The sequence below is a fragment of the Erwinia sp. LJJL01 genome (genome assembly GCF_047300805.2).
Classification (GTDB): Bacteria; Pseudomonadota; Gammaproteobacteria; order Enterobacterales; family Enterobacteriaceae; genus Erwinia; species Erwinia aphidicola.
This window is the reverse complement of record NZ_CP178576.1, coordinates 2,371,151-2,385,531: the sequence shown is the minus strand read 5'-3', so window position 1 is coordinate 2,385,531 and position 14,381 is coordinate 2,371,151. Positions and strand designations below refer to the sequence as shown.

Below are 14,381 nucleotides of genomic sequence, written 5' to 3'. Positions count from 1 at the left end.
CCCGAAAATTATGCAGGGATGCAGCTATGAACAAGAATTTATACCGACTGATTTTTAACAAAGCGCGCGGCATGCTGATGGCCGTCCCGGAGATCGCCCGTTCAGGCCGTGCAGGCTCGTCGCCCTCTTCCGGCACCGGCCACACCCTCAGCCAGCCGATCGGCAAAGTTAAGGGTCTCTCTTTCGCCCTGCTGCTGGCCCTTGGGGCGGTGCAGCCGGTGCAGGCGGCGATCGTCGCCGATGGCCGCGCGCCCGATAACCAGCAGCCGACCATTATCGGCAGCGCTAACGGTACGCCGCAGGTCAATATTCAGACCCCGAGCGCGGGCGGCGTGTCGCGCAACGTTTACAGCCAGTTCGACGTCAACAACAAAGGCGTGGTGCTGAACAACAGCCGTGCCAGCACCCAGACGCAGCTGGCCGGGATGGTCACCGGCAATCCCTGGCTGGCAAAGGGTGAAGCCAAAATCATCCTCAACGAAGTCAACTCGCGCAACCCCAGCCAGCTTAACGGCTTTATCGAAGTCGCCGGGCAAAAGGCCCAGGTGGTGATCGCTAACCCGGCGGGCATTACCTGCAGCGGCTGCGGCTTTATCAACGCCAACCGCGCCACCCTGACCACCGGCCAGGTGAAAATGAATAACGGCCAGCTGAGCGGTTATGACGTCGATCGCGGCGAAATCATCATTCAGGGCAACGGCATGGACAGCAGCCTGCAGGACCATACCGATCTCATCGCCCGCTCGGTAAAAATCAACGCCGGGCTGTGGGCCAAAGACCTCGCCGTCACCACCGGGCGCAACAGCGTCGATGCCGCCAATCAGAATGCGACGCGCAAAGCGGACGACGGCAGCGCGCACCCGCAGGTGGCGATCGACGTGGCAGCGCTGGGCGGCATGTATGCCAATAAGATCCGCCTGCTCGGCACCGAGGCCGGGGTCGGCGTGCATAACGCCGGGGCTATCGGTGCCAGCGCCGGGGATGTGGTGGTCAATGCCGACGGCACAATAAGCAACAGCGGTGCCATCAGCGCCACCCAGGCGGTGCAGCTGACGACCCAAGCCGGCCTGAACAACAGCGGCACGGTCTATGCCGGGCGCGACACCACGCTGAGCGCCGCTGCCGCCGTCAGCAACAGCGGCATTATCGCGGCGCAGCAGCACACCACAATTAGCGCCGCCAGCATCCACAGCAGCGCCAAAGGCACCCTGGCGGCGGGGATGCGCCGCGACGGTTCCCTCGGCACGCAGGGCGGCAACCTGACGCTCAACAGCCAGGGGATATTGAGCGCCAACGGTCAGAATGCGGCAGCAGGCCAGCTCACGGCATCGGGCAGCGCTATCGATCTCAGCGGCAGCCAGACCTCCGCCGACGGCATCACTCTGAATGCCGGCAAGGGCGATATCAGCAGCGCCGGGGCCAATGTTTCCGCCAGCCATCAGCTCAGCGCCCGCACCGCAGGCCGCCTGAACAACGACGGCGGCAAAATCAGCGCGGATAAGCTCGACCTGACCGCCAACCGCCTGTCGAATCAGAAGGGCAACCTGCAACAGCGGGGGCTGCAGGATCTGACGCTGTCGCTTGCGGGCGGCATCGACAACCGCGGCGGCATACTCGGCAGCAACAGCAACACGCTGACGCTGAATACCGCCACCTTCGATAACCAGCAGGGCCAGCTGCTGGCGCGCGGCAAACTCACCGCTACCAGCAGCGCGCTGAACAACGCTGGCGGCACCGTCCAGTCCGGCCAGAGCCTGCTGTGGAACACGCAGGGCAACGCCTTTGATAACCAGCGCGGCACCTTCAGCGCGCTCGGTTCACTGACGCTGAACGCAGGCGATATCAACAACCAGCAGGGGCTGCTGGCCGCCGGGGAGTCACTGTCGGTATTCAGCGCCGGGCTGGACAACAGCAACGCCGGGAATATCAGCAGCAAGGGCGCGCTCGCCGTCACCTCCGCCGACCTCAATAACCGCGCGGGGCAGATCCAGGCGCTGGGCGATATCACCCTGACGGCGGCCAGCGCCAGCATCGACAACACTGGCGGGCTGATCCAGGGTGCGCAGGCGGTGACGCTGAGCGCGGCGGACATCGTAAACAGCCAGACCCGGCGCGACGGCGCGGGCATCCAGGGGAGCAGCCTGTCCCTGCGCGCGCAGAATCTCGATAACCGCGACGGCGCCCTGCTGGCCGATAACGACCTGTCGCTGTTCCTGAGCGGCACGCTGGACAACGGTAGCGGTCTGGTCAGCGCGCAGGGCAACCTGCAGGCGCAGGCGCAGCAGATCGCCAACCGCAGCGGCAATCTCGAAGCGGGTAACACCCTCAGCCTGCGCGCCGACGGCCTGAGCGGGGACGGCACCCTGCTGTCGCTGGGGGATATGACCCTCGACCTGACGCAGGATTTCAACAATAGCGGCAGGGTGCAGGCCAGCCGCGACCTGAACCTGACCACCCAGGGTGACCTGAACAACCAGGCGCTGATGCAGGCGGGCAATCTGCTGGCGGTGACCGCCAGCAATATGCAGAACGGCGCGGATGCGGAGCTTAGCGCCAACACAACCCAGCTGACGGCCACGCAGACGTTGAATAACAGCGGTCTGATCGACGGCTTCAACACCCGCATTCTGGCCGCGGTGCTCAACAATCTCGGCAGCGGCCGCATCTACGGTGATGCGCTGGCGATAGCCGCCACCACGCTGAACAACCTGGCGCAGAACGGCAAGGCGGCAACCCTTGCCGCCCGCCAGCGGCTGGATCTCGCCGTGGAGACGCTGAACAACCGCGACCACGCGCTGATCTACAGCGATGGCGATATGGCGCTTGGCCGCACGCTCGACGCCGACTGGCGCGCCAGCGGCCAGGCCAGCGTGCTGAACAACCACAGCGCCACCATTGAGTCCGGCGGCAATATGGCGCTCAACGTGGCGCAGCTCAACAACGTCAACGACCACTTTGCGCTGGAGAACGTGCTGGTGTCGCAGGAGCACATTTCCGAGTACGAGGTGGCGCACCTGAACAACGGCGTACGCTACAACGACAAGGATTACACCATCTACATCTATCAGGATGAGGTGAACATCCTGTGCATCGAGGGGGTGATCTGCCACACCACCGACGGCGACCGCTTTACCCACTACGACTACGTGCGCACCATCACCGAGGACCGGGTTAAAGAGAGCGACCCCGGCAAGATTATCGCCGGGGGAAGCCTCAGCGTCAGCGCCGACCGCGTGCTCAACGACAAGAGCCAGATTGTGGCGGGCGGCGACCTCAACCTGCAGGGCAGCACGCTGGATAACGTTGAGGTGGCGGCCAACCGCCAGATCAGCGACGCGGGCACCGCCACCTTCTACTCGCGCCATCAGCAGAAGCACGGCGACTCCTCCAACGTTGACGTCACCGGCTACACCCCGCCGACCGTGATCCAGGGCATCGCCCTCAACGCCAGCACCCTGCAGGACCACGCCCGGGGCGAAGGCAGCGGCCTGACAATTGGCGGGCGCGACGCCGCCGCCATCACCCCGGCCACCGTCCCGGCGGGCAAAACCTTCGAGGTAACTATCGGCTCCGGCGACGTAGTGCGCCTGGTCGGCCCGGACATCCGCGTGCCCGACAACAGCCTGTACCGGGTGCAGCCGGCCAGCACCAGCCCGTACCTGATCGAGACCGACCCGCGCTTCACCAACAAAAAGCAGTGGCTCAGCTCCGACTACATGATGAACGCCTTCACCACCGCCCCGAACAACGTGCTGAAGCGCCTGGGCGACGGCTACTACGAGCAGCGCCTGATCCGCGAGCAGGTCATCGCCCTCGCCGGCAGCCGCTACCTCGGCAACTGGCAGAGCGACGAGGAGCAGTACAAGGGGCTGATGGACGCCGGGGTAGCCTTCGGCAAACAGTACCAGCTCACCCCGGGCGTGGCGCTGACGGCGCAGCAGATGGCGCTGCTGACCGGCGATATCGTCTGGATGGTGGCGCAGACGGTCACCCTGCCCGACGGCAGCAGCCAGCGGGTGCTGGTGCCGCAGGTCTACGCCACGCTCAAGCCGGGCGACCTCGACGGCAGCGGCGCGCTGCTGGCCGGGAACAGCGTCGGCCTGAACCTGAGCGGCGACCTCAACAACGGCGGGCGCATCAGCGCGCAGCAGCGCACGCAGCTGCTGGCGCAGAACATCAACAACAACGGCGGCCTGATCCGGGGTGGCGACGTCGCGCTGCAGGCGCGCACCGACATCAACAACACTGGCGGCACCGTAACGGGCCAGCACAGCCTGCTGGCGCTGGCCGGGCGCGACATCAGCGCCACCACCACCACCCGCAGCGCGGAAAGTGCCGACGGCAACTTTGCCCGCAGCACCGTCGACCGCGTGGCGGGCCTCTACGTGCAGCAGCCGGACGGCAGGCTGGCGCTGCAGGCCGGGCGCGACGTCAGCCTGAGCGCGGCGCAGGTGGTGAACAGCGGCGAGAACGGCAGCACCGCTATCCGCGCCGGGCGCGACCTGAACCTCACCACCGTCGACACCGGCAGCAAAGACAACCTCAGCTGGGGCGACAACTGGCAGCACCACGGCAGCAGCCGGCAGGTCGGCAGCACGGTGACCGGCAAGGGCAGCGTGGCGCTCGCCGCCGGGCATGACGTGAACCTGACCGCCGGCACCATCAACGCCGGGCAGCAGCTCGGCGTGGCGGCGGGCAACGACATCCGCGTACAGCACGGCACCGACGGCACCACGCTCGACCAGCACTACAAGGCCACCGGCAGCAGCGGCATGCTGGCAAAAACCCGCACCGAGTCGCGCGACACCGTCAGCCAGCAGAGCGTGAACGGCAGCCAGCTCGGCGGCGATAGCGTGCTGATGCGGGCCGGGCGCGACCTGACCGTCACCGGCAGCAGCGTGGCGGGCAGCCACGACGTGGCGCTGAGCGCGGGCAACAGCCTGACGGTGAACGCCGCCACGGAGCAGCGCGACGAGTCGCATATGCTGCAGGAGAAGAAGAGCGGCCTGTCCGGCACCGGCGGCGTCGGCGTGACGGCCGGCTCCTCCAGCACCAGAACCACCGACGTGGCGCGCAGCCTGAGCAGCCTCGGCAGCACCGTGGGCAGCACCGGCGGCAGCGTGACCCTGAGCGCGGGCAATAGCCTGACGGTGAAGGGGGCCGACGTGCTGGCGGCGAAGGACATCGCCCTGAAGGGGAAAGAGGTGAATATCCTCGCCGCCGGGAACCAGAGCAGCCAGCGGCACGTGGTCGAGCAGAAGCAGAGCGGCCTGACCCTGGCGCTCTCCGGCACCGCGGGCAGCGCCATAAACTCGGCGGTATCAACGGCGAACGACGCCAGTAAAGAGAGCAGCGGCCGCCTCGCCGCCCTGCAGGGCATGAAGGCCGCGCTGACCGGGGTGCAGGCGGCACAGGCCGCCAGCCTGGCAGAAGCGGGCGGCGCGCCGGGCAGCATGGCGGGCGTTAACCTCTCTTACGGCAGCCAGTCTTCCCGCTCCGAACAGACCTCGACGCAGACGCAGAGCCAGGGCAGCAGCCTGACCGCGGGCAACAGCCTGACGGTGAACGCCACCGGCACCGACCTCAACGTGCAGGGCAGCCGGCTGCAGGCCGGAAAGGATATCAGCCTCGGCGCGGCGCGCGACGTTAACCTGACCTCGGCGCAGAACACCCAGCGCCTGGACGGCAGGAACGAGAGCCACGGCGGCTCGGTCGGCGTCGGCATCAGCTTCGGCCAGGGGTCGAACGGCCCGTCGCTCAACGCCAGCGTCAACAGGGGGCGCGGCAGCGAGACCGGCAACGGCACCACCCACAGCGAGACCACCGTCAACGCGGGCAGCAACCTCAGCATCACCAGCGGGCGCGACGCCACCCTGACCGGGGCGCAGGCCAGCGGCGAGGCGGTGAAGATAAACGTCGGCCGCGACCTGACCCTGACCAGCCAGCAGGACGAAGACTACTACGACTCGAAGCAGCAGAGCGCCAGCGCGGGCGGCAGCGTCAGCTCCGGCGGCGGCAGCGCCTCGGCGAACCTGAGCCGGGATAAAATGCACAGCAGCTGGCGGTCGGTGGAGGAGCAGACCGGCATCTTTGCCGGTAAGGGCGGCTTTGACGTCACGGTCGGCGGGCACACCCAGCTGAACGGCGCGGTGATGGGCTCCACGGCGGACGCGGCGAAAAACAAACTGGATACCGGCACCCTCGGCTTCAGCGATATCCGCAACCAGGCCGACTACCAGGTGGAGCACCAGAGCGTCGGCGTCAGCAGCGGCGGCAGCATCGGCGGCCAGTTCGCCGGCAATATGGCCAACGGCCTGCTGACCGGCGTTAACGGCAGGGGCAGCGACAGCTCAACCACGAAATCGGCGGTCAGCGACGGCACGATTATCGTGCGTGACCAGGCGAACCAGAAGCAGGACGTGGTTGACCTGAGCCGCGACGTGGAGCACGCCAACCAGACGCTCTCCCCCATCTTCGACAAGGAGAAGGAGCAGAACCGCCTGAAGGAGGCGCAGCTGATTGGCGAGATAGGCAGCCAGGCGGCGGATATTGCGAGGACGCAGGGCGACCTCAACGGGCTGGCGGCGGCAAAAAAAGCGCTTGGCCCGCTGAAGGAGAATGCGACCGACAAAGAAAAGGCCGAATATCTGGTAGCGCTGCGCAGCTCGGACGTTTATAAGGCCGAGATGCAGAAGTACGGCACGGGCAGCGCGCTCCAGCAGGGTATCCAGGCCGCCACGGCTGCGGTGCAGGGCCTGGCGGGCGGCGACCTGGCGAAGGCCATTGCGGGCGGCTCCACGCCTTACATCGCCGAGGTTATCAAGCAGACCGCGCCGGACGAGGCCAGCCGCGTAATGGCTCATGCGGTGGTGGCTGGCGTTATCGCACAGCTGCAGGGGAACTCAGCCGCGGCGGGTGCTGCGGGTGCGCTGACGACTGCGGCGATGGGTGAAACCATCAAAAAAGCAATGTATGGTGATGTGCCCGTCAGCCAGCTGAGCGAGGAGCAGAAACAGACGCTGGTCGCACTGGGAACGCTGGCAGCAGGCCTTGCTGGCGGCGTTGCCGGAGGCGATACGGCAGGAGCCGTTGCAGGCGCACAGGCGGGCCAGAACGAACTCAGCAACAATATGGTCGGCGCGGGAATGCTGTCACAGATGCTGGCACAGCAGACGCTGAACTCGGCGGCGATGGCCGAAGCAGGAAAAGGCAACGCGAACGACCAGGCGGCGCTGGCGCTGACGAAAGCGGTAAAAGCAGGGCTGAGCGCGGGCTGCCTGGCAAATGACGCCTGCGTGCTGATGGCAATAGTTTCAGCGCAAAGCCAGCAGCATTCGGACGGTTCTGGCAGTAAAACCGAAACCCTGCCGGTGAAGGATGACCTGACGGGCGGTAAGCTGGAAAATCCGGGCCATCAGGGTGAAAAGGATACTTCGCTCACCACGCCAGATCAGCGCGATCAGAACGGAGCTACGCATACAGGTAACAACGATGGAGCACCAGATACGGGCGGCAATACTACGGTTACGCCGATCCCTGATGGGCCGGGTAAGGATGATCTGGCTTATCAGTCTGAAGGTGACAAACCTGCTAATTTATCACCAGAAGGAGCAGGAAGAGCTGGAGCATTCAATGAAGCCAAGAGGCAGTCAGGTATACCTGTTAGCCAGAGCCCAACTCAAGTCTTGCCTAACACAGATAAACGTGGAAACCCACAGCCAGGTTTAATTTATGAGTTTGAAGTATCTAAACCGGGCGGCGGAACCCAGAAAATTTATATACGAGATGATGCTGGAGGACACTTTTTTGGAGTTGATGACCCTCAAAATCGTGGATCACATTTTAACGATCAAACAGGCAATCACTATGACTACTAAGATCGTAACAAGATACGCTGAAAATATAAATAAAAACAATGAGATAGCTAAATTTGAAAAATATTTCATTGAAGGGGAAAATATTTCTGCATTAAGCTGGGAAATGCCTAATGAGCCTCGCAAAAAAATGGGCGAAGCTTTAGTGAAAATGATGGCAGAAAAAATTTCACTTACTGAAGAAAAGCAAATAAATGTAATATTGGAATTAACACCAGAGCAACCTGATAATGCAATTGTAAAACACAAAAAGACATGGGGTTTGATTGAGAGTCGGGGGATAGATGTAAGTAAAATAAATAATAAAAAATCTTACATCACCCCTGGAAAGAAGGGATTAGTGTTAACTGGCACAGGGAAAATCCCTATCAGCACAGTAGGAGTTATTCAGGGAATCATTAACTCCCAGGATAAATTATATTTTACCAACATCGAAGCTGATAACATTTCCCAGCAAGACGGAAGTTTTGGGAAAATATCTGACTGGATGAAAAAAGTCTGGGAAAATAACGGGATTATTTTTATTTTGCTAGGAAGCTTCGATGAAATTCATTCAGAGATAGTAGCTCTGGGACACAAAGAAAACCTACTTTTTTTAAATGATTTTTATTTTGATTGAATAAGTCTCAATAAATATTGGGTCTCCGAAATGTTGACTAATCGTCGAAAAAAAACTAAGGAAATTTGCGGCGCGCTTTCCCATCTTCGACAAGGAGAAGGAGCAGCACCGCCTGAAGGAGGCGCAGCTTATCGGCGATATCGGCAGCCAGGCGGCGGACATCGCTAGGACGCAGGGGCATTTACGTTGAAGAGATAATTAAGTAATGAAAAACGTTTTAACATTCATACTTGCCATATTTCTTTCAGGCTGTATGGCGAATATTGACAGAACACGCACCAACGCTCTTGACGGTTATACAGAAACCACGATAAAGGAAAAGTTAACTGCTGGCAGCACCACAAAAAAGGATATTTTACTACTTCTGGGCGTACCGGCTTTTCCTGTAGAATACAACAAGATGAACACCTGGATTTACAAATCCACCCGAACAGATCGCCGCATCTATTTTTTCATCCCGTTTAATAATGATAAAGATCAGATTCTGTCGTTGAATTTAAACAGCGCAGGAGTATTAAACAGCTACAACTACATTGATAGCGCCACAAAATAGCGGCACTCTTTATGCCCACCAATTGTATTTAACTAAAACATTAGACAATTTGAATAGGAGATCCAAAAAAATGGAATGTATCAAGTGCGACCAGCCCGCGATTAGTGAATCTGATTACTGCGCAGCCTGTGAGAAAAAAGAGCTCAGTAAAATTGGCGGCTGGCTGTGGTTCCCATTAACCGCACTGATTTTGAACGGCTGCCTCTATACAGCTAGTTTTGTAAACAATTTGAATATATTGATGTTTAACTACAAAAATATAAGCAACACGTTAAAATCACTATTAATTTACGAAACAGCTATGATGCTAGCTCTGGTGACTGGTAGCATCTATCTCGGAAGCTTATTTTTCAGAAAAAAGCGCACTCTCCCCCTGTACTATATCACTCTACTTATCACAGCCATCGCGGTTGACCTTTCAGATCTTTGGCTAGCGGATCATTTTTTACAGATTGAGGTTAACGCTGCTGATATAAAACGAATCGCACAGAAGGTTATTCATGCTGCGGTCTGGATCCCCTATTTCCTGATATCAGTTAGGGTGAAGAGAACATTTATACGCTAATGGTCACTCAGGAATAACTAAGGTAAGCTTTCGTGGAAAATAAGATTGGTTTTACCAGGAAGTGGAAATATCCACTGACTGCAAAGAAAAAAACAAGATATATATAGGCAATTATGGGAATAAGTGAAGAGGATGGGATACTTTATGGGTTCTCAATAAAGCTTTATGATAAAGAAAATCTTTTGTCTTTTGATAAAAATGAAGTCATCCCGACGGGTAAACAGCTCACACAAGACGATTTTCATTAACCTTTAGGCAAAACAAATCCCGGCCGCGATGTCGGGATTTTTATCTATACCCCAGCCTGTTTCCGCTCTGTATCTGCCGCCCGCTGACCACCTCGACCAACTCTGTTACCTGCTGCTGCTTACGGGCCGACAGCTTACAGACCTTCTTCAGCGTATACATAATCTCCGGTTACGGCGTGAACGGTTGTACCATCAGTATCAGGCAGCCCGGCATCGGCTCCTAACAGAAATGGTTTAACTGATGCTGGGCGTGCTTTACAGAAACATGGTGGCAGAGAAGGTTCGGTATATTCATATACCAGCCAGAAAGCTGCTGTATTGAATCAAGAGGCTCAATCAATCGTGAATGAGATCTTGAGTAATCCTAATGCGAAAGTTCAAAGTAGAGTTGTTTTGAGAATAAACAGAAGGTTACAGTAGTTGAAGCCACTGCACCTGACGGCCGTGCATTGAGATTTAATGCCGATGGTTCACGATTGATTGGTTTCAGTGAACCATCTAAATAATATGGAGTTAATATCATGCTGGAATATAGCGCAGGAAGTTCTACGGATAGAGATGATCTTTATGTTGAGTTATCATTTAATCGTGTCAGTGGGGTGAAATCTGTCTATCTGAAGATAGACATTCTTTAAGCGTGCTTATTTATCCTAATGATGATGATATTTTTGAATTTAATTATGATGAGTTCATAAATCTTATCGACAAAGCAAAGAATCATCTTTTAAGTCTACAAGCTTTATCGTGAAAGTTATAAATCCCGCCTGCTCCAGCCACTCTCCGCGTAAAAACAGCCCATGATGCAGGGCGCTGCTATGAAACTCACAGCGGTGGGTCGGTTGCGGTACTTCAGTTGCCTGCGGTTCTGACTTACAATCGCGCTTAGCCATGATAACTACCTTGTATAGTTGCTGTGGTAAGCGGGCTGCTGGTGTTGACGCACCTTCAGTCCGCGTTTAATAACTCTTTATTACTCTATCTTTGTACCCATCTTTCGCTGTTAACTACTGTACAAATATACGCCTGCATCTCTGTAAAATCGCTGAAAACGCTGAAAACGCTGAAATTAACTGCGGCGCGCCTTTCATATTTTGATGAAAGTTTACTATTTTTTCGCGTGATTAATTTTTTGAAAAAACCACCACTTTCATACTAAGGATGTGCCGGTATCGGACGTGGCGCACGCCAGCCAGACACTCTTCCCCATCTTCGACAAGGAGAAGGAGCTTAACCGCCTGAAGGTGAGATGCGGCTTTCACTGAGTCGCCAACTGCCACCCGCAATCAACCTCCCTGCCGTTTTTATTTTCACCGCCTTATTGTTTTTGAATCGCTAATGATAATAATTGTCGTTATCTTTCACATTATCATAATGGCAACCATGAAAACGTTTACTTTTAAGCCGTGCCTTCTTGCCGTGCTTATCACCAGCATCTTCAGTTCTTCCGCTTTTGCCGCCAGCGCCGATGACACCCTCGTGGTCAGTGCCTCCGGTGACGGCTCCGCAGCCACCCTGCCGGCTTACACCAACAGCGCCACTAAGTCGGCAGTGCCGGAGAGTAAAACACCGCAGGTGATTAACAGCGTCAGCAGCAGGGAAATTAGCCAGCGCCATGCCAACTCGCTGAATGAGATCCTGCGCTATGCGCCTGGCGTGTCGACAGAAACCCGCGGCTCGACCAGCTATATGAGCGAGTACAAAATTCGCGGTTTCACCGTCGATAACACCTTCTACGACGGCTTGCAGCTGCCGTATAACGTCACCGGTAATACTAAAGCCAATATTGACCCGATCCTGATCGATCACGTGGATATCCTGAAAGGCCCGGCCTCTGTGCTGTACGGCAACGGATCGCCGGGCGGCCTGGTCAACATTCAGAGTAAAAAACCGCAGCGCGAGCAGCAAACCGAAGTGGGCTTTAATTCGGGTAGCCGCAACCTGCGTGAAGGCTATATCGACAGTACCGGTGCGATTGCCGACAGCGACTGGAGTTACCGCTTTATCGGCAAGGCCAGCGCGGGCGACGATCAGCCACATTCCACTCAATCAGAAAATTACCTGCTGGCCCCTTCCGTGACCTGGCAGACATCGGATAAAACGCGTCTGACCCTTGATGCCCAGTACCAGGATATCCCAAGCCTGACGCCGTCTAATCCGCTGCCGATGGCTTATCTGCGTTCGGGGCACGCTTCCCGCCGTGATTACTCCGGTGATAACTGGAGCGGCTTTAAGCAGCGCCAGTGGTCCGTTGGCTACAGTTTTGAACATGAGTTTGACAGCGGCTGGGGCTTCGCGCAGAAAGCACGCTACTTCGATGTCGATACCCATCAGCGCAGCATCTACGCCACCGGTAGCATGACGCAGACGGCGGACAGCATTATCCTGCCGCGCTTTGCCTACACCACCGACGAAGACCTGCGCAGCTTTAATATCGATAATCAGCTCACCAAACAGGTAGATATCGGCGACGTTAAAAACCATCTGATGGTCGGTATCGATCACCAGCGCCTGGACTCGCACTTTAACTATCAGTACGCCTCGCAGAAATCACCGGATATCGATATGCTGCACCCGGATTACAACCTGGTGTCAGAGTCCGCTCTGGGGTTGTATACCGCGCAGAAAAATCGCCTGAGCTACAATCAGACCGGCTACTACTTCCAGGACCAAATCGAGTTTGACCAGCTAAGCCTGATCGCCGGACTGCGCTATGACGACTACCGTTCAACCAATACCAACTCTCTGAGCAACAACGATAAGAGCTGGGTTGAACAGCATCGTCTGACCAAACGCCTCGGCGCGCTTTACACCTTCGATAACGGTATCGCGCCGTTTATCAGCTACTCCGAAGGTTTCCTGCCCGTGTCGCCAACCGGCAATCTGACCAGCGCCAAACCCACTACCAGCCGCCAGCTGGAAGGCGGTGTGAAATACCTGCTGGCTGACTATGCCACCACCCTGACAGCCTCGGTGTTTACTATCCGCCAGAAAAACGTGCTGACTTCCGATCTCAGCTATCTGAACTATCGTCAAACCGGGGAAGTGGAGTCGAAGGGGGCCGAAGTGTCGCTGAACGCCCGCCCAACCGACAATATCACTATCATCGCCAACTACGCCTATACCCACGCGCTGAATACCAAAGATGATAAATACCAGGGCAAGCGCCCTACCCAGGTGGCCGAGAATGCATTTAACGTTTGGGGGGATTATACCTTCGACAGCAGCGTGCTGCGCGGTCTGACCGTCGGTGGCGGTGCGCGTTATACCGGTCCGATGGAGATTTCGCTGGCCAACGATCAGGGCAAACTGGGCGGCACCACGCTGTTTGATATGGCGCTGTCCTACAATATGGCGGCAGTGGACGCAACGCTGTCGGGCGTCACGCTGAAAGTCAGCGCGCAGAACCTGACCAACAAAGAGACCTTCACCTGCTACGACACCAATAACTGCTGGATCGGCCGCGACCGTACCTGGCAGGCGGGCGTCAGCTACAGCTTCTAATCACCGCTTAACGGGCGCTTCTGACGGGCGCCCTTCTATCTTCCCGGGTGCTGAGTCCCGCTCAGTGCCGGCATGACCTCTTTCATCAGCGCCAGAAACATGCGTAAACGCGCCGGGTAGTAGCGCGCATGCGGATAAACCAGATAAACCGGCAGCGCGGAAGCCTGCCACTCGGGGGCCAGATGCAGCAGCTCACCGCGCGCAATATCCTCTGCCACCACCCAGGACGAGGCAATGCCCACCCCCATCCCAGCCAGCGCCGCATTGCGCAGCGCGTACAGGCTGTCGGTCATCAGGCGTGGCTGAATATCAAAACGTTGCATCTCCCCGCTCTGCTCATGGCTGAGCGTCACGCTGTGGCGATAGAAAATACTCAGCGACAGCCACGGCAGGTCCTGCAGCTGCTGGGGATGGCGCGGCAGCGGCCGCTGTGCCAGCAGCGCCGGGGTGCCGATCACAATACGCGGCACTTCCGCCACCAGCAGGGCCACCACCGACGGATCGGTTACCGGGCCGACGTGCACCGCGCAGTCGATACCCTCGGCAATAAAGTCCGGGCGGCGGTCGCTCAGCATCCAGTCGACGGTCATTTTGGGGTAACGCTGCAGATAGGATTGCAGCGGAGCGATCATCTGGTCCTGACCAAAGGCGTGCGGAGCCAGCACGCGCAGCACGCCCTGCGGCTCCTCGGTGACGCCGCGCAGATCGTCCTCGATCCCCTGCCAGCTCTCCAGCAGCGTTTTGGCATGCGCATAGCAGCGTTCGCCGTCCTCGGTCAGCTTCATGACGTGCGTGGTGCGCTGCACCAGCTTCAGGCCGAGCAGCTTTTCCAGCGCCTGCAGGCGGCGGCTGATGGTCGGCTGGCTGGTTTCCAGACGCGCGGCCGCCGCAGACAGGCTGCCTGCTTCAACGATGCGCACGAAGGTCTGCATCAGTTCTATACGGTCCGTGCCAGCAAGAGAAGATTTGTTCATACGCTCATCGTATAACAGTTTTACTCGCCAGGCGACTACCCAGCGTC

7 protein-coding genes and 1 pseudogene are annotated in these 14,381 nt (G+C 58.0%); 6 read left to right on the top strand and 2 right to left on the bottom strand.

Features of this window, described 5'->3' with window-relative positions:
- Positions 1-26: 26 nt before the first annotated feature.
- From ACLI4M_RS11810 to ACLI4M_RS11790, 5 genes and pseudogenes are all read left to right on the top strand, one after another.
- The gene (locus tag ACLI4M_RS11810) at positions 27-7,877 is read left to right on the top strand and encodes a hemagglutinin repeat-containing protein (protein ID WP_133624920.1); all 7,851 of its coding nucleotides are present in this window, start codon (positions 27-29) and stop codon (positions 7,875-7,877) included.
- Entirely contained in the window at positions 7,867-8,493 is a 627-nt protein-coding gene (locus tag ACLI4M_RS11805; RefSeq protein WP_133624921.1) for a hypothetical protein, read from the top strand. The genes ACLI4M_RS11810 and ACLI4M_RS11805 overlap by 11 nt, the downstream gene beginning before the upstream one ends.
- A gap of 79 nt (positions 8,494-8,572) precedes the next feature.
- Positions 8,573-8,677: pseudogene (locus ACLI4M_RS11800) on the top strand (hemolysin); the annotation flags it as partial.
- A gap of 21 nt (positions 8,678-8,698) precedes the next feature.
- Positions 8,699-9,046 carry a hypothetical protein gene (locus ACLI4M_RS11795; protein ID WP_133624922.1) on the top strand — a complete coding sequence of 116 codons (348 nt, stop codon included), beginning with the start codon at positions 8,699-8,701 and terminating at the stop codon, positions 9,044-9,046.
- A gap of 70 nt (positions 9,047-9,116) precedes the next feature.
- Positions 9,117-9,611, top strand: coding sequence for a DUF2569 domain-containing protein (locus ACLI4M_RS11790; RefSeq protein ID WP_133624923.1), 495 nt, complete (start codon positions 9,117-9,119; stop codon positions 9,609-9,611).
- A gap of 946 nt (positions 9,612-10,557) precedes the next feature.
- Here the strand turns inward: ACLI4M_RS11790 and ACLI4M_RS11785 are convergent.
- Complete coding sequence (locus tag ACLI4M_RS11785; protein WP_166643201.1) at positions 10,558-10,749, bottom strand: type I toxin-antitoxin system SymE family toxin; 192 nt, start codon at positions 10,747-10,749, stop codon at positions 10,558-10,560.
- A 490-nt stretch (positions 10,750-11,239) separates the two neighbouring features.
- Here ACLI4M_RS11785 and ACLI4M_RS11780 point away from each other — a divergent pair, with 490 nt between their 5' ends.
- A complete protein-coding gene (locus ACLI4M_RS11780) occupies positions 11,240-13,360 on the top strand; it encodes a TonB-dependent siderophore receptor (RefSeq protein ID WP_133624924.1) in 2,121 nt (706 codons plus the stop codon).
- A 35-nt stretch (positions 13,361-13,395) separates the two neighbouring features.
- Here the strand turns inward: ACLI4M_RS11780 and ACLI4M_RS11775 are convergent, their stop codons facing one another.
- Positions 13,396-14,334, bottom strand: coding sequence for a LysR family transcriptional regulator (locus ACLI4M_RS11775; protein WP_133624925.1), 939 nt, complete (start codon positions 14,332-14,334; stop codon positions 13,396-13,398).
- Positions 14,335-14,381 lie beyond the last annotated feature (47 nt).